Origin of the sequence: Marinomonas gallaica, from assembly GCF_049821165.1 — a bacterium.
Taxonomy (GTDB): domain Bacteria; phylum Pseudomonadota; class Gammaproteobacteria; order Pseudomonadales; family Marinomonadaceae; genus Marinomonas; species Marinomonas gallaica.
This window is the reverse complement of record NZ_CP187511.1, coordinates 1,591,240-1,607,060: the sequence shown is the minus strand read 5'-3', so window position 1 is coordinate 1,607,060 and position 15,821 is coordinate 1,591,240. Positions and strand designations below refer to the sequence as shown.

Sequence of the window (15,821 nt, the reverse complement as noted above, 5' to 3'; positions counted from 1 at the left end):
ATTGTAGCGAGGCCAATTCAAGTGTCAGATTCCAAGCTCATCGATCCGTTCGGTCGAAAAATTGATTATTTACGTATTTCGGTGACGGACCGCTGTGATTTTCGCTGTACCTATTGCATGGATGAAGATGCGACCTTTTTGCCTCGTCGCGATATTTTATCGCTCGAAGAGATCGTTCAAGTTGCCACCTCATTCGTTGCACTAGGTACCCGAAAAATCCGTATTACGGGCGGTGAACCACTGGTACGAAAAGACATATTGTTTGCACTAAAGCAAATAGCAGCTCTACCGGGACTTGATGAGCTCACCATAACAACGAATGGTTCACAGCTTGAAAAAATGGGGCAACAGCTGTTCGATGCGGGCGTTTCTCGCATCAATATTAGCTTAGATACGCTTAAACGTGAACGCTTTGAAGAGCTTACACGTCGAGACAAACTCGACCAAGTCCTACGCGGCATCAAGACTGTAAGCGCACTCCCCTTTAAGCAACTAAAACTTAATGCCGTCATTCTAGGTGGTCATAATGACGACGAAATAGAAGACTTAGTGGAATTCGCGTTAGCTCATAAAATGGATATTAGTTTCATTGAAGAAATGCCATTGGGTCAGATTTCTCACCATGATCGTGCCAAAGTCTACATCTCCAGTGACGAATTACTAGAACGTTTACAACAACGCTGGCACCTGAGCCTTTCTGAACGCTCGACTGGCGGACCTTCACGCTATTACGACATTGCCGGAGAAAGCCAGCAAGTCGGATTCATTTCCCCACACAGTCATAATTTTTGCAGTACATGCAATCGAGTACGCTTGACAGCAGAAGGTCGCCTATTACTTTGCTTGGGCAATGAGCATTCAAAAGATTTAAAATCGGTACTACGAACTCATCCAGATGATGCAGATTTATTACAGCAGAGTATTATTGATTCTCTAGTACTCAAACCAGAGAAACACCACTTTAACTTAGATGAAGAACCCCAAATTCTGCGCTTCATGAGCGCCACTGGCGGTTAACAAAGGATTTTATTATGGCTAAAACCCCGTCCCCTTTTCGCCCGCTTAGCATCAATGTATTAACCGTTTCTGACACCCGCGGTATCGCTGAAGACACATCCGGTGAAGCGCTCATTACCATGCTTAAAGACGCTGGGCATAACCTAGGTGAGCGAGCGATTGTAAAAGATGATGTTTACGCCATGCGCGCCGTGGTATCCACCTGGATCGCTGATGACAACGCACACGTTGTCTTGATCACAGGCGGTACTGGTTTTTACTCACGTGACAGCACACCAGAAGCCATCCTGCCGTTACTGGACAAAGAGGTCGACGGTTTTGGGGAGCTTTTCCGCCAAATATCATATGAAGAAATTGGCACCTCGACTATTCAATCTAGAGCACTAGCAGGCCTTGCCAATAAAACACTTATTTTCTGTTTACCTGGCTCTACAGGGGCCTGTAAAACTGCATGGAACGGCATTATCCAAGAGCAGTTAGATGCACGTCATCGTCCATGTAACTTCGTTACGATGCTTTTGGGGCCTTATCAACCACCTGTTCACGAGGTGTAATTCATGACGGCATTAATGCCTTTTAAAGACGCGATTCAGCACATTAAGAACGCCCTGCCTCTTGCAACGTTAACCGAGCGTGTTTCATTAGACCATGCTCTGGGACGCATTTTGTCTCAGGATATTGTTTCTCACATTGACGTCCCCCCTGCGGCCAACAGTGCGATGGACGGTTTTGCCGTTCGCTCGCGTGATTTGCAAGACACTGCAACATTATCCGTTTCTCAACGCATCGCAGCGGGTAACGCCCCAACACCTCTCACGCCAAGCACCTGTGCTCGTATTTTCACTGGCGCCGAAATCCCTGCTGGTGCTGACGCCGTTGTGATGCAAGAAAATACCAAGCAACAGAACGACCAAATTACGTTTCTTCAGGCCGTAAAGCCAAACGATAATATTCGTCCAGCGGGACAAGACATTGCAAAAGGTGCTCTGGTATTAGCCGCAGGAAAGCGCTTATCTGCGATTGATATAGGTGTATTGGCCAGTATTGGTCTTACCTGTATCGACGTGTTTACACCATTAAAAGTGGGTGTTCTCACTACAGGTGATGAGTTACAACAATCCGGACAGCCTCTTACGGCAGGACAAATTTACAACTCAAATGGCCCACTTATTGAGTCATTAGTGATCAGTGCAGGGCATCAGGTAAGTTTACGCCGACATGCTATGGATTCCGTAGAAGCTACGCAAACGGCTCTGAAAGAACTCAGTGACTGCTCCGATATCATTATTTCTTCAGGCGGCGTTTCCGTCGGCGAAGAAGACCATGTGAAAGCCACCATTGAACAAAATGGGCAGTTACATCTTTGGAAAATCGCTATAAAGCCTGGTAAACCCTTAGTATTTGCAAAGGTGTTTGACACCCCCTTACTAGGATTACCTGGTAACCCTAGCTCAACTTTGGTCACATTCCACCTATTTGCAAGACTAGCACTGGCAAAAGCGGCCGGTGAAAGTTTGGATTTACCGAAAGCTTTACGAGTTAAATGTGACTTTTCGCGCAAAGGGAATAAGTCTCGAGATGAGTTCTTAAGAGTGCATGTAAACAACGGCGTTGCGACACCTCATGTGCAACAAAGTTCTGGCGCTCTATTGGCCGCCAGCCAAACAGATGGTTACTTACATGTGCCAGCGGAGCACAATATTTCACCAAATAGTGAATTCGACTTTTACCCATTTAACAGCTTCTAAACTACACTTAATGGATCTATCCCCTATTATGTAGGAGTAACCGTTGTGAGAGATAGAAACTGGGAAGCGTCATTGTATGAACATCAACACGAGATGATTAAACGTCTTGATGTTCATCGTAAAAAAGATCGAAACGACCAGCTTACTCAAGATGAGATCATGGCCGTTGAACACACCTTCCAATTATTAGTGGCTTCAATGCTTGATTTCGCTCGTTATGTACTTAAACATCACTATGATGTTGCTGTTGAACGTCGAGATCAGGTGCTGGATGCTTTGATAGAACATAAAGACGTAACCTATGAACAAGGTGAGCAGATTCGAGTACTGGTGGAACTGCGCCAAAAGATTCTATTTGATTACTTAGATGAGAATTTTACCGAGCTGTCCTCAGCCTTATCCTTACGACGCTACGCATTGGTCGAAGTACTGACTAAGGAGTGGACCTCAAGACTTGGTCAAGAAGAGCACTGACAAGAAGTTTCGCTCCCCTAATCCGATGTTTAGGGGAGCGTTAAGCTATGTTACATTAGCGATTGAGCGATCTCATTCGAATCAAGTCCAAGCAGATAAAGCACACCCTCCAAACCCAATTGACTCATTGGACACGGCGCTTGCTTACGTACAATCGGTTTAGCGTGCAATGCTACCCCTAACCCCGCATCATTCAGCATAAGTAAATCATTGGCGCCATCGCCACACGCTACCGTCTGAGAATGAGGTACAGAATATTGCTCTTTCAGCAAAGCTAACAGTTGCTGCTTGCGTTTCGCATCGACAATGGGGCCAATGTGCTTACCTGTCAACGTCCCATCCACAATATCCAACTCATTAGCATGCACTTCCGTCATACCATAATCTTGTTGAACACGGTTGGCAAAGTAGGTGAAACCACCCGATAAAATAGCGGTCTTCCAACCAAACTTATGCAGCACTTTCATCAGTATTGAAATACCATCCATATGCTCTATACGCTGATAAACAGAATCCATCACATCGCTGCTCAAACCGTTTAACAGCGACAAACGCTGTACAAAGCTCTCGGTAAAATCGATTTCACCGCGCATTGCACTGGCCGTTACAGCCGCAATTTGTGCACCTATTCCCATCTCCACTGCTAACTCGTCCATAACTTCAGCTTTAATTAGCGTAGAGTCCATATCAAAGACAGCTAAACCGGGTTCAGAAAGTATTGGTGTAAAAGGTTGGAAAATATGGTCGATTCCAGACGTATCCGCCATGGCTAACAATTGCGCCCGAAGCTCTTCATATTTACCATCGTGGATGGTAGTGCTAAGGTCGTAGCGCTGAACACAAAATGCGTCTTGAGGATTTGTTAGGACTCTTGTCGAAGTCTTTAAAAATTGTTGTTCAAGCCAGCTCTCAAAGACTGGCAAGTAGTCGGCGAGGTGGTCGCCAATAAGCGTGATCGAAGCGGTCATAACAACTCCTGATAATGGGGACACTTACTATATCAAATCCTCATGCGGACGCTAACCGTGATTAAGACCTAAAGAAATACCGCCTAGGTCCGTAAACCTTTAAGAACATCATTAAAACATCGGGTATATCAACTAGATACCTACACAATATTCGTACTAGGACGTCGATGGACACCTTAAAAAAACTATCATCAGGGTATTATCAGCTGCTTCAAAAGTGCTCGTCCGCGAGCATTTTATTGTCGACCTATTTAGCACTGATTCTAATTACGCTGGCGACCGTATGGTTTTCGGTTACGTCGGCGGTAGACAAACATCTCAATCAACAAACCGATGTATTGGGCAGTAGCTTAGCAACTCAGGCCGCCTTTAACGCAACCCAATCGATCTTAACCAATGACTTACTCAGCTTAAATGTGTTATTGAACCGTCTTGTTGTCAGCGACAATATTTTGAGTGCACGCGTGTACAACAAAAAAGACGAATTGCTCGCAGAAGCAAATATAAACGGCAACCAATCTAATAGTGATGTCGACCTTCGACCGTCTGATAAACACAGAGTCTACAGCTCTCCGATTCGTTTTCGAGACGATGTCGTAGGCCATGTCTTGATTACGTTAGATAAGTCATCCGCTCAAAATACCTTAAATCATATTAGCAACCTGGTCATCGGCTTAGGAATTTTTCTCACCGCTATCACCAGTGTACTTTTAGTGCTAATCGTTCGTCGTTTGTATATGCCGATTGCACGAGCCACTGATGCTTTAGAGGCATACACCAATGGTACAAATAATGCTCCTATGCCTGAGAAAAGTTATCGAGAAGCTCATGAGCTTATTCATCATGTTCAGCAGTTACAGAGTCTTGAATTAAAGACACCGCTTCAAAAAGCAGTTGAGAACACTGATACTGATGCGCCAAGCGTTGATGAAGAAGGCCAGTTTGAAATTAATTTTGAACAGATAATCAAAGAGTCAGAACGTCAATCCTGTGCCCTATTCATTCAATTAAAACACTTGAATCAATGGCGTGATGAACTCCCTCCTTTGCAAGTAGCAAATTTACTTACCCCCATTTACCGTACTATTTTCTTAGCAGGTGAATACTACAATGGCCAAGTTCATCAATATGAGAAAGATTGCGTACTAATGCTTTTTCAAGCAAAAAACTGCGACGACAACCTATATATGAATGCCGCATGCTGTGCTGAACTGATTCAAGAATTACTGAATCAACTAATGAGCAGTGACTTGTATGAAGAAGTTCCCGATATCAGCTATCACATGGGGCTTCACAACGGCGATGAGTCTCTCTCACGTATGTACGAAGCAAATAAGATCAACGCCGAAGAAATTACACCTCTTATAACGCTGGCCAATGCATTGGCACTCTCCGAATCCCACAATAAACTTGTGCTAAGTGAAGAAATCATCACAGTGCCTGAGATTCAGAACCGTATTGTATTGAGCTTACCAGAAATCATTGAGCTTGATAGCGGAGAAGAAATCTTAGCGTACTCAGTGAAAGGGTTGTCTGAAAAATATCGTACTCGTGTAGACGAACAAATTAATGAGCTTGCATTAGAGCACGAAGAAGCTTAATAATTTACCGCTTACAATACAAAAAAGCCCCAGCTATCTTTTTGATAGCTGGGGCTTTTTTGATCGTGGCAACATTAGTTATCTAAATTGATGACATCCGTTAATGACAGACCACGGTTTTGCAACATGATCCGTAATTTGCGCAATGCCTCAACTTGTATTTGTCGAACACGCTCTCGTGTCAAACCAATTTCAGCCCCGACATCTTCAAGGGTACTTGGTTCATAACCACGTAGACCAAAACGTCTAGCAATGACCTCACACTGCTTATCGTTAAGCTCATCAAGTAATTGTTCGATATTCTGGTGTACATCACCTTCTTGACGGTCGTCTTCAGGCCCAGCATGCTGTGTGTCAGCTAATACTTCCACCAAACTTTTATCACTGTCTAAACCACCAACAGGAGAATCAATTGAACTGACACGTTCATTTAGGCTTAACATACGCTGAACATCCTCTACAGGACGATCCAGCATTGTTGCAATTTCTTCTGGGCTCGGCTCATGATCCAGTTTTTGCGTCAGCTCACGGGCCGCTCGCAAATACACATTTAGCTCTTTGACGACATGAATAGGCAAGCGGATCGTTCGTGTCTGATTCATGATTGCGCGCTCTATGGTTTGACGAATCCACCACGTAGCGTAAGTTGAAAAGCGGAAGCCTCGTTCTGGGTCAAATTTTTCAACGGCACGAATCAAACCTAAATTGCCCTCTTCGATCAAATCTAAGAGCGTTAGGCCTCTATTTAAGTAACGACGAGAAATCTTCACGACCAAACGTAAATTACTCTCAATCATCCGCTTACGAGCTGCCTCATCCCCCTTTAATGCTAATCGAGAAAAGTAAACCTCTTCCTCTGCACTCAATAATGGGGAATAACCAATCTCGCTTAAATAAAGCTGTGTTACATCCAAAGATTTTACATCATTGTCTGCATAACGCGCATTTACCGCTAATTCAAAATCATCTGTGTCATCCACAGATTCATTTGTATCTTCGAAATCAAAATCATCCGTATTCTTAAGAATTTCTTCTGTCGACTTGTCCATCTCTACTGATTTCATATAGCCCTCCTCAACGCCCAAATTATGATTATTATTTTTGGGGGTAGTACTTATTTTTTAGGTAGTACTTTAAGTGGGTCGATTGGCTGGCCATCACGCCTAACCTCAAAGTGTAATAAAGGTTTTTCCGTTCCTTTACCACCAATGATGGCGAGAGAGTCGCCCGATCGAACACTTTGTTTTTCCTTAACTAAGATGCGCTCATTGTAAGCATAGGCACTAAGATATACTTCGTTATGTTTCACTATGACTAAATTACCGTAGCCAATCAAGCCATTTCCTGCGTACACCACAATACCATCTGCAACCGCTTTAACATGCTCAGCATCTTTGCCGCGAATGTCTATACCTTTACTACTAACGCCGGCACTTGAAAAGCCCCTAGTCACAGATCCCGAAATTGGCCAACGCCATGACGACACTTTTTTATCCGGTATCTTTACAGTCGACACGGGCTTTGACGAAGAGTTCACTTTCGCTATGGCGTTTTTTGTTACAGGCTTTTGTGGCGTAGATGTCTTCTTGGCCACTGTTTTTGTCGGTGTAGTCGATCGTTTTACGGAACCTTTCAAACGGATTTTTTGATTAGGGTAAATAGTATAAGGAGCTGGGATGTTATTAATTTCTGCCACATGGCGATAATCTAAACCATAAGAAAAAGCGATAGAAAACAAGGTATCACCCGAGTCAACCCGATAAACGCCGCTGCTCGGCATAGGTTTGGTTCTCGGGCTACTCGAAGAATGATCGAAAGATCCGACATTAGAATAATGAAAACTGTCTGATGCACACCCCGATAAAACCAAACATAGCATTAGGGCACCGCTGAGCTTGTGTGTCAGCAATTTAGAGATTTTGTAAGCTATTCTCATCTGCCCAACTATTTGCATTTAAACTCACTTTACTTACATAGATCGGGGTTGGTTACAGTCGCGTTTGCTTTTTGTAAGAAGATGTAATGGGTTCCCAGAACGAACAACGCACCGAGTAAAATTAAGCCAAATGGAATGATCAAGCCATCGATTAGCACAAAGTTATCCATATTCCATGGCAACAGCAATTCTTCCTGAGCAGGAAGACGCTTACTGCCCACATCAATAAAAGACACCGCTTCTTTCCAAGGCCACACTTTCACCAGTGCACCTAGCATAATACCGGTTAGCATCGCTAAGGTGACCGACTTTGCATGGGTTAGTAGCCAATTCAATAACTTCGAAAAACTTAACAACCCCAATACAGCGCCAGTTGCGAACACAATGATCACAACAAAATTAAGGTCTTTAACTGACGTAATAATAAATCCGTACATTCCCAGCATTAATAAAATAAAGCTACCGGAAATGCCAGGTAAAATCATGGCGCAAATGGCAATCATGCCAGAACAGAACACCATCACTAAGTTCGTATTGACTTGCGTCGGCACCAACAAAGAAAGCCCGCTACCGACACTTATACCAATCAACACAATAAGGCCATGTTTGACAGTAAAGGTTGGTATTTCATGTATCAAAACATAAGCAGAAGCGATAATTAGCCCAAAAAAGAAGCTCCATAACCAAACAGGATAATCTTGTAATAACGTTGTTATAAGGCTCGCGAGACCAAAAATACTCGTAATGATGCCAAGTAAAAGCGCTAATAAGAAACCGCCATCAAAATGCTGCCATAAACCCTTGATATCACCTTTGCAAAGCATTGCAATGCTTTGACGATTGACACCACTTAGTGCGCTAATCAAGCGACTATAGATGCCGATAATAAAGGCCATCGTGCCACCAGAAACACCTGGCACCACATCTGCAGCGCCCATTAGCACACCGCTTAAATAAATTTTTAGCCACTTAGGCATCCACTTTTCCTTCTAATAATGGAACAAACTGAGCTGGAGCCGATTCTAAACGCTTCCACTTATCCCCTACTCGGCGCCAACATCCAATGGAAGGCACCTCATCCGCAATAGGCATAATTAAAATACCGTCCTCTTTCAGCATATCTGTCAGAGCTGAGGGGACTTTACTCGCCATTGCCGTGACGATGATGGCATCCATTTGTACTTTTTGTGGCCAACCTAAATGCCCATCACCGTGCAAAAACTCAACATTGTTAATCCCCATATTTCTTAAGCGCTCTTGCGCTTGGACATACAGGCTCTTCTGACGTTCAATGGTATGCACTTTATTAAAGAAATGCGCTAACAAACAGGTTTGATACCCTGAACCAGTCCCAACCTCAAGCACGCGCCCTAATCGTGCATAGGAGAGCAGCCACAACGTCATTCGAGCCACCGTTAGCGGTTGACTGATAGTTTGACTACGACCGATAGGAAGCGCCGTTGGACTGTATGCCAAATGCGAAAAAGCAGGCTCAACAAACTCCTGACGTGGCAACATCGCCATCAGTTCAAGCAATTCTTTATGATCAACCCCCTCATGAACCAAGTGCTCTAGCATTTGACTGCAGCGAGGTTGTGAGCGTTTTAAAAGGTCATCTAATGCAATGCTCATGGTGCTATATCATTCACCCATTGATTCAGTTGATGTAATGCCGAATGACAGGTCATGTCTGTATGCATCGGCGTAATCGAAATATAGCCATTAGCAACCGCATGAAAATCGGTTCCCTCTTGAGCATCATTGGGTTCGGCTAATGCCCCAATCCAGTAGCACTCAAGACCTTTTGGATGGTTAGCTGGAATCGCTGGAAGCGCTTGATGACGATACCCTAAACGCGTCACTTTAATGCCTTTAATTTCAGCAAACGGTAGGTCCGGAATATTAATATTCAGCAGCACTTTAGGCGGCAACGCTAGCGTATGGGAGTCCTGCAACAACTTACTCACCCATTTTGCCGCGGTATCAAAATAACGATTCCCCACCAAAGAAACGGCAATTGCTGGCCGCCCCAAATGACGCGCTTCCATCGCTGCGGCAACGGTACCCGAGTAAATCACGTCGTCCCCTAAATTAGGGCCGTGATTAATACCAGAAACCACGGCATCAAAGCGCCCATCAATCACTTCAGACAATGCTAAATTAACACAATCGGTTGGCGTACCATCAACTTTGTATTGGCCCTCGCGAACCAACGTAGGGCGCAAAGGGCGCGTCAATGTTAAAGAGTTACTTGCACCACTGCGATCACGATCAGGTGCCACTAGGGTACATTGGAAATCTTTCTGTAAGTAATTGGCTAACGTTTGAATGCCTTTAGCATCCAATCCGTCATCATTCGCTAGTAATAATCTCATGACGTTTTTCTTGGGATCGATCGTTAATAATAAACAACTCACGCAACACGCTGGTCGCAAAAGCTCCCTTAGGCAGCTCAAATTGAATCACCAATTGCTCCGCTTCATCGGTAGCATTTAGCAATTCCCAGGCCATGTCTTTCGGTACAATTCGAGTCGCACGACTGTCACGAGAGAAATCAAAGCTAATTAGCCCTTTTAATAGTTCGCTTTGCTCAGCGTAAAGGATCGCCATGGCTTCCGCTCGTTCAGAATTCGTGCCCATAGGCCAGCCATCACTAATCAATGGCAACACCGGCGAAATGTCACCCAAACGGGTTCGATACAATGTATCTAAACTTAACTCTTTGACTCGAAACGATTGAGAGCCATCTCTTGGTTGAGCAATATCGCCTGTTTTTATCACATCCCAACTGCCATCTACGACAAACTGAGATAAGGCTTCATTAAAAAACCATGATCGGATGGCTGATAACCAAAACGACTGTGTTTTATTGAGCTTATGTGTACCATAACGTCCTGGCATCACAAACTTGTAGCCATTCACTAAGTTATTGCCATCAATACCAAAACGCTGTTCACCATAATAATTCGGCACACCATGACGCTCAATGAGACTTAAACGCTGCTTTACCTCATTTAGATCGCCTTGAATATTACGCAAACGCAAACTAAAGCGATTCCCTAGCAACCCCCCGGTACGCAACTTTTTACTATGGCGCGTTTGCATTAGCACTCTCACCGTTTCCGGCTCACGAAAGACCTGCTCAATATCACTCAAATCTGGTGCTTGACCAATGATATGCAAGCAAAACCATTGACGTGTACAGGCATGTCGGTCTTTAACTCCGGCATAGGTAACACGGCTCGGTGAAATATCAGCGGCCTGCGCCAAGCGCTTAGCTAGGAAATCTGTATTAACGCCTTGCTTCTCTACCCATAGATAAACAAACTCGCCTTTCCCTTCTGGCTCAAATCCTAAGATTTCTTCTACCAAGAAGTCACTGACCTGCGTTTTTAGGTCTGCACGGGCTTGCGGTTCCGTCCATGCATAGTGCCATTGTGTGTTCATGTATTATCTCGATACAGTAGCGCAACCGCTTCCACAGCGATGCCTTCTTTACGACCCGTAAAACCTAGTTTCTCGGTCGTCGTCGCTTTTACATTTGTTGCAGACATATCGATCGCAAGATCTGCAGCAATGTTAGTACGCATAGCATCGATATGAGGACGCATTTGGGGAGCTTGAGCAATGATGGTGACATCAACATTTCCAACTAACCAGCCAAGCTTTCTGATCTCAGAAAACACTTGACGCAATAAACCACGACTGTTTGCGCCTGCAAATTCGGCATCCGTATCCGGAAAGTGTTTACCAATATCACCCAGAGCTGCTGCGCCTAATAAAGCATCCGTCAAAGCATGCAAAGCCACATCACCATCGGAATGAGCTACCAGCCCTTTTTCATAAGGAATGGTTACCCCTCCGATTACGATGTGATCGCCTTCGCCGAACTTATGAACGTCAAAGCCATGGCCAATTCGAAATGGCACCATAAAAATCTCCTTACTGTAACTCGGAACTGTGAATACTAATAAGCGCTTGAGCGATTACTAAATCATCTGGCACCGTAATCTTTAAATTGCTCGACTCACCTTCGATCAAATCCGGTTGCCAATCTAATAGCTCCATTGCCGAGCTTTCATCAGTAATCGCGATACCTTCTTCTGTCGCGCTAGCAATGCCTTCATACAATGCCATCAGTGGGAATTTTTGGGGTGTTTGAGCCTGCCATATAACACTGCGGTCAACCGTTGCAGTCGCGCATTGATCGTTTGCTAGTTTCAATGTGTCTTTACAAGGGATAGCCAATAACGCACCTTGCTCACCCGTATGCGACACAATACGTGTCAGAGCCGATTGCGAGAGTAACGGACGTACCGCATCGTGTACTAATACGGAATCAGTTTCAGAAACACCAAGGGCCAATAACACTTGCAGGCCATTTAATACCGTATCCGATCGCTCTTCACCACCGTCAAAACGAACCACTTGAGGATGCGTCGACCACTCTGAATCTGGCCAATACTCATCGTCTGGACTGACACCAACAACGACCCCAGCTACATTAGGGTGCCCAATAAAACGAGAAATCGTCGTATCTAGGATAGTTTTATCATTAAGCATTAGATATTGCTTTGGTTGCGCACTTGCCATGCGTTTACCAACCCCTGCGGCTGGAATAATTACCCAATACTGTGTCATTACTTTTCTACTATTCGATAAAAGACTTCGCCGTCTTTGATATATTGAAGTTCTGTCCGAACGTGTTCTTCGATCGCATCGCCGCCACGACGCAAATCACTTATTTGGGCACGTAAGGCATCATTACGCACTTTCAGACGCTTATTAATCTGTTCTTGATACTCAATCTGCTTGGCCAGCTCTTCTTCGCGTTTTATGCCCTGCTCTCCCCAATAGCTTTGGTAAAAGAAATAAGCAGACACGCTTAGAAATATGGCAATAAAAATACGCAACATCATGTTGGAAGATTCAGACTCTGGACAAAGGAGTGCCCATTATTTCGCGAAATGGGAGAAAAAAACATAAAAAAGGGAGAACGAATGTTCTCCCTTTTAAAATCAGACCAAACTTTACGCTTGGCCTTTGATCTCAGAACGACCTTTATAAGGTGCTTTACCACCTAGCTGTTCTTCAATGCGTAACAATTGATTGTACTTAGACACTCGGTCAGAACGACATAGTGAGCCAGTTTTAATTTGGCCAGCCGCGGTGCCTACGGCTAAATCAGCAATCGTCGCGTCTTCTGTTTCACCTGAGCGGTGCGAAATCACAGCCGTGTAACCGGCTTCTTTCGCCATTTTGATTGCCTCTAGTGTCTCCGTCAAAGAACCAATTTGGTTAAATTTGATCAGGATAGAGTTCGCAATGCCTTCATCAATACCGCGTTTCAGAATTTTAGTGTTGGTTACAAACAAGTCGTCACCGACTAATTGAATCTTGTCGCCAAGAATCTTAGTCTGATAAGCAAAACCGTCCCAGTCAGATTCGTCTTGGCCGTCTTCGATCGATACGATTGGGTATTCATTACACAGTCCAGCTAGGTAATCAGAGAACTCTTCTGAAGAGAACACTTTACCTTCACCTTTCATGTTGTACTTACCATCTTCAAAGAATTCAGATGCAGCACAGTCCATCGCCAAGGTAATGTCTTTACCTAACTCGTAACCTGCAGCAGCAACCGCCTCTTTGATCACTGCCAATGCTTCTGCATTAGAAGCAAGGTCTGGAGCAAAGCCACCTTCATCACCTACCGCTGTGCTTAGGCCACGTTCGCTTAGCACTTTCTTCAAGGCGTGGAAAATTTCCGCACCGTAACGCAGTGCTTCACGGAAATTAGGTGCACCGACAGGCTGAATCATAAACTCTTGGATATCAACGTTGTTATCCGCGTGCTCACCACCGTTGATGATGTTCATCATTGGCACAGGCATAGAATAAACACCCGGTGTACCGTTGATATCAGCTATGTGTACGTACAAAGGCACTTTCTTAGAGACTGCTGCGGCTTTCGCTGCGGCCAAAGAAACCGCTAGGATTGCGTTCGCACCGAATTGAGATTTGTTCTCAGTTCCATCAAGATCAATCATGACCTTATCTAGCTCAGCTTGTGCTGTCGCATCTTGGCCAATTAGCGCTTCACGGATTGGACCGTTTACCGCTGCAACCGCTTTCAGTACGCCTTTACCCAAGTAACGGCTTTTATCACCATCACGCAGTTCCAACGCTTCACGAGAACCGGTTGAGGCACCAGAAGGTGCACACGCTGTACCAAACGAGCCATCGGCAAGGATTACGTCAGCTTCCACAGTTGGGTTACCACGTGAATCCAGAACTTCTCTGGCCTTGATGTCAACGATTTGACTCATAACAAACCCCTTTTTGTAGATGATAAATTCACAAACATCTGTCTGCTAAAACTACTTTTCTTTTCCTGCATTCTTCAATGCTGCATGCACAAATGCACTGAATAGGCCATGTCCGTATCGAGGCGTAGACGTAAATTCAGGATGGAATTGACATGCAACAAACCAAGGATGATCGGCAATTTCCACCATTTCTACTAGTGAATTGTCAGCTGACAAGCCTGAAATGGTCAGGCCCGCTTCTTTCAATGCTGGCACGTAGTAATTATTTACTTCATAACGATGACGATGACGCTCACTGATCACTGGCTCGCCGTACGCTGTATGTGCTTTCGTACCCTCTACCAAGTTACAGTTTTGCGCACCTAAACGCATCGTTCCACCTAGGTCGGATTGCTCTGACCGAATTTCTTTAGAGCCTTCAGAATTAACCCATTCAGTGATTAAGCCAACCACTGGGTTCTCTGTCTTAAGATTAAACTCGGTGCTGTGCGCACCTTTTAAATTTGCGACGTTACGCGCAAATTCAATAACCGCTACTTGCATACCTAAACAGATACCCAAGTACGGAATTTTGTTCTCACGGGCGTATTGTGCCGTACGAATCTTACCTTCCACGCCACGCTCACCAAAGCCACCAGGTACGAGAATCGCGTCCATACCTTCTAGAACAGAGGTGCCTTCTTCTTCAATTTTTTCAGAATCGATGTAATGCAATTTCACTTTCGTACGTGCATGAATGCCCGCATGATCCATTGCTTCAATTAACGATTTGTAAGCATCCAACAACTCCATGTATTTACCTACCATGGCGATGTTCACTTGCTTCTCTGGGTTAAGTTTCGCTTGCGCAACCTTATTCCAGATTTCTAAATCGGCAATGTTGCAGTCTAGATTAAAGCGCTGAACAATCAGGCTATCAAGACCTTGGTCGGCCAACATTTGAGGGATACGATAAATTGTATCTGCATCAGGTAGAGAAATAACCGCACGCTCGTCCACGTTAGTGAACAATGCAATTTTCTTACGATCTGCTATATCAATCGAAACTTCCGAACGACATACCAGCACATCAGGTTGAATACCAATCGAGCGCATCTCTTTAACAGAGTGCTGAGTCGGCTTGGTTTTCGTTTCACCTGCTGTACGAATGTAAGGGACCAACGTCAAATGCATGAACAATGCTCGGTGAGAGCCTAGTTCAACTTTTAGCTGACGAATTGCCTCTAAGAAAGGCTGTGATTCAATATCACCGACCGTACCACCAATTTCGACCAAAGCGATGTCTGCGCCTTCAGCGCCAGCAATGACACGACGTTTGATTTCATCAGTAATGTGAGGAATCACTTGAACAGTGCCGCCCAAGTAATCACCACGACGCTCTTTTTGCAGAACGTGCTGGTAAACGCGGCCAGATGTGAAGTTGTTGCGTTTGTTCATCTTCGTTGAGATGAAACGCTCATAATGACCCAAATCTAGGTCTGTCTCAGCACCGTCTTCAGTCACGAAAACTTCACCGTGCTGGAATGGGCTCATCGTGCCTGGGTCAACGTTAATGTATGGATCCAGTTTTAGCATGGTGACTTTCAGACCACGGGATTCTAGGATCGCTGCCAATGAAGCCGACGCTAACCCTTTACCAAGTGATGAAACCACGCCGCCTGTGACGAAAATATATCGTGTCGCCATGAGTGTTAAGCCCGCCTTAAATGTGTGAGATCGAAATGAGAAAAGGCACTTAAAAAGCACCTTTA

The 15,821-nt window shown here is 44.6% G+C and carries 17 protein-coding genes; 5 read left to right on the top strand and 12 right to left on the bottom strand.

Annotated features, from left to right (window positions below; translation table 11 throughout):
* Nucleotides 1-21 precede the first annotated feature (21 nt).
* The 4 genes from moaA to ACPUEK_RS07540 are packed head-to-tail and all read left to right on the top strand — an operon-like array spanning nucleotide 22 to nucleotide 3,239.
* The gene (moaA, locus tag ACPUEK_RS07555; protein ID WP_067223542.1) at nucleotides 22-1,017 is read left to right on the top strand and encodes a GTP 3',8-cyclase MoaA; all 996 of its coding nucleotides are present in this window, start codon (nucleotides 22-24) and stop codon (nucleotides 1,015-1,017) included.
* Nucleotides 1,018-1,031: 14 nt separating this feature from the next.
* A complete protein-coding gene (moaB, locus tag ACPUEK_RS07550) occupies nucleotides 1,032-1,571 on the top strand; it encodes a molybdenum cofactor biosynthesis protein B (RefSeq protein WP_425642825.1) in 540 nt (179 codons plus the stop codon).
* Between the two features lie 3 nt (nucleotides 1,572-1,574).
* On the top strand, nucleotides 1,575-2,765 hold the full coding sequence (gene glp, locus ACPUEK_RS07545) for a gephyrin-like molybdotransferase Glp (protein ID WP_425642824.1): 1,191 nt from the start codon (nucleotides 1,575-1,577) through the stop codon (nucleotides 2,763-2,765).
* 45 nt (nucleotides 2,766-2,810) lie between these two features.
* Nucleotides 2,811-3,239, top strand: coding sequence for a hypothetical protein (locus tag ACPUEK_RS07540; protein WP_067223532.1), 429 nt, complete (start codon nucleotides 2,811-2,813; stop codon nucleotides 3,237-3,239).
* 50 nt (nucleotides 3,240-3,289) lie between these two features.
* Here ACPUEK_RS07540 and serB read toward each other — a convergent pair whose 3' ends face one another.
* Nucleotides 3,290-4,207, bottom strand: a complete 918-nt coding sequence (serB, locus tag ACPUEK_RS07535; protein WP_425642823.1) for a phosphoserine phosphatase SerB — start codon at nucleotides 4,205-4,207, stop codon at nucleotides 3,290-3,292.
* A 167-nt stretch (nucleotides 4,208-4,374) separates the two neighbouring features.
* On the opposite strand from serB, the gene ACPUEK_RS07530 reads away from it, so the two are divergent.
* Nucleotides 4,375-5,808, top strand: a complete 1,434-nt coding sequence (locus ACPUEK_RS07530; protein WP_425642822.1) for an AhpA/YtjB family protein — start codon at nucleotides 4,375-4,377, stop codon at nucleotides 5,806-5,808.
* A gap of 74 nt (nucleotides 5,809-5,882) precedes the next feature.
* On the opposite strand, the gene rpoS is transcribed toward ACPUEK_RS07530, so the two are convergent.
* The 11 genes from rpoS to ACPUEK_RS07475 all read right to left on the bottom strand — a co-directional run bounded on the left by rpoS (nucleotide 5,883) and on the right by ACPUEK_RS07475 (nucleotide 15,756).
* Nucleotides 5,883-6,872, bottom strand: coding sequence for an RNA polymerase sigma factor RpoS (gene rpoS, locus ACPUEK_RS07525; protein ID WP_425642821.1), 990 nt, complete (start codon nucleotides 6,870-6,872; stop codon nucleotides 5,883-5,885).
* Between the two features lie 50 nt (nucleotides 6,873-6,922).
* Entirely contained in the window at nucleotides 6,923-7,762 is an 840-nt protein-coding gene (locus ACPUEK_RS07520; protein WP_425642820.1) for a peptidoglycan DD-metalloendopeptidase family protein, read from the bottom strand.
* Nucleotides 7,763-7,773: 11 nt separating this feature from the next.
* Nucleotides 7,774-8,721 (bottom strand): DUF368 domain-containing protein, encoded by a 948-nt coding sequence (locus ACPUEK_RS07515; RefSeq protein WP_425642819.1) that lies wholly within the window; start codon nucleotides 8,719-8,721, stop codon nucleotides 7,774-7,776.
* Nucleotides 8,714-9,376 carry a protein-L-isoaspartate(D-aspartate) O-methyltransferase gene (locus tag ACPUEK_RS07510; RefSeq protein ID WP_425642818.1) on the bottom strand — a complete coding sequence of 221 codons (663 nt, stop codon included), beginning with the start codon at nucleotides 9,374-9,376 and terminating at the stop codon, nucleotides 8,714-8,716. The genes ACPUEK_RS07515 and ACPUEK_RS07510 overlap by 8 nt, the downstream gene beginning before the upstream one ends.
* Nucleotides 9,373-10,119 (bottom strand): 5'/3'-nucleotidase SurE, encoded by a 747-nt coding sequence (gene surE, locus ACPUEK_RS07505; RefSeq protein ID WP_425642817.1) that lies wholly within the window; start codon nucleotides 10,117-10,119, stop codon nucleotides 9,373-9,375. Before surE ends, ACPUEK_RS07510 begins: the two co-directional genes overlap by 4 nt.
* On the bottom strand, nucleotides 10,097-11,191 hold the full coding sequence (truD, locus tag ACPUEK_RS07500) for a tRNA pseudouridine(13) synthase TruD (RefSeq protein ID WP_425642816.1): 1,095 nt from the start codon (nucleotides 11,189-11,191) through the stop codon (nucleotides 10,097-10,099). The genes surE and truD overlap by 23 nt, the downstream gene beginning before the upstream one ends.
* Entirely contained in the window at nucleotides 11,188-11,676 is a 489-nt protein-coding gene (gene ispF, locus ACPUEK_RS07495; RefSeq protein ID WP_425642815.1) for a 2-C-methyl-D-erythritol 2,4-cyclodiphosphate synthase, read from the bottom strand. Before ispF ends, truD begins: the two co-directional genes overlap by 4 nt.
* 10 nt (nucleotides 11,677-11,686) lie before the next feature.
* Nucleotides 11,687-12,385: a 2-C-methyl-D-erythritol 4-phosphate cytidylyltransferase gene (ispD, locus tag ACPUEK_RS07490; RefSeq protein ID WP_067030527.1), complete on the bottom strand. Its 699-nt coding sequence runs from the start codon at nucleotides 12,383-12,385 to the stop codon at nucleotides 11,687-11,689.
* On the bottom strand, nucleotides 12,385-12,663 hold the full coding sequence (locus ACPUEK_RS07485) for a septum formation initiator family protein (RefSeq protein ID WP_231872648.1): 279 nt from the start codon (nucleotides 12,661-12,663) through the stop codon (nucleotides 12,385-12,387). The genes ispD and ACPUEK_RS07485 overlap by 1 nt, the downstream gene beginning before the upstream one ends.
* Before the next feature lie 111 nt (nucleotides 12,664-12,774).
* Nucleotides 12,775-14,070, bottom strand: a complete 1,296-nt coding sequence (eno, locus tag ACPUEK_RS07480) for a phosphopyruvate hydratase (protein WP_067223501.1) — start codon at nucleotides 14,068-14,070, stop codon at nucleotides 12,775-12,777.
* Between the two features lie 51 nt (nucleotides 14,071-14,121).
* Nucleotides 14,122-15,756, bottom strand: a complete 1,635-nt coding sequence (locus tag ACPUEK_RS07475) for a CTP synthase (protein ID WP_067223498.1) — start codon at nucleotides 15,754-15,756, stop codon at nucleotides 14,122-14,124.
* Nucleotides 15,757-15,821: the final 65 nt, after the last annotated feature.

Bases quoted from the DNA above. Each gene is read 5' to 3' on its own strand.
- moaB (WP_425642825.1), top strand. From the start codon at position 1,032: ATGGCTAAAACCCCGTCCCCTTTTCGCCCGCTTAGCATCAATGTATTA.
- glp (WP_425642824.1), top strand. From the start codon at position 1,575: ATGACGGCATTAATGCCTTTTAAAGACGCGATTCAGCACATTAAGAAC.
- serB (WP_425642823.1), bottom strand. From the start codon at position 4,207: ATGACCGCTTCGATCACGCTTATTGGCGACCACCTCGCCGACTACTTG.
- ACPUEK_RS07530 (WP_425642822.1), top strand. From the start codon at position 4,375: ATGGACACCTTAAAAAAACTATCATCAGGGTATTATCAGCTGCTTCAA.
- rpoS (WP_425642821.1), bottom strand. From the start codon at position 6,872: ATGAAATCAGTAGAGATGGACAAGTCGACAGAAGAAATTCTTAAGAAT.
- ACPUEK_RS07520 (WP_425642820.1), bottom strand. From the start codon at position 7,762: ATGCAAATAGTTGGGCAGATGAGAATAGCTTACAAAATCTCTAAATTG.
- ACPUEK_RS07515 (WP_425642819.1), bottom strand. From the start codon at position 8,721: ATGCCTAAGTGGCTAAAAATTTATTTAAGCGGTGTGCTAATGGGCGCT.
- ACPUEK_RS07510 (WP_425642818.1), bottom strand. From the start codon at position 9,376: ATGAGCATTGCATTAGATGACCTTTTAAAACGCTCACAACCTCGCTGC.
- surE (WP_425642817.1), bottom strand. From the start codon at position 10,119: ATGAGATTATTACTAGCGAATGATGACGGATTGGATGCTAAAGGCATT.
- truD (WP_425642816.1), bottom strand. From the start codon at position 11,191: ATGAACACACAATGGCACTATGCATGGACGGAACCGCAAGCCCGTGCA.
- ispF (WP_425642815.1), bottom strand. From the start codon at position 11,676: ATGGTGCCATTTCGAATTGGCCATGGCTTTGACGTTCATAAGTTCGGC.
- ispD (WP_067030527.1), bottom strand. From the start codon at position 12,385: ATGACACAGTATTGGGTAATTATTCCAGCCGCAGGGGTTGGTAAACGC.
- ACPUEK_RS07485 (WP_231872648.1), bottom strand. From the start codon at position 12,663: ATGATGTTGCGTATTTTTATTGCCATATTTCTAAGCGTGTCTGCTTAT.
- eno (WP_067223501.1), bottom strand. From the start codon at position 14,070: ATGAGTCAAATCGTTGACATCAAGGCCAGAGAAGTTCTGGATTCACGT.
- ACPUEK_RS07475 (WP_067223498.1), bottom strand. From the start codon at position 15,756: ATGGCGACACGATATATTTTCGTCACAGGCGGCGTGGTTTCATCACTT.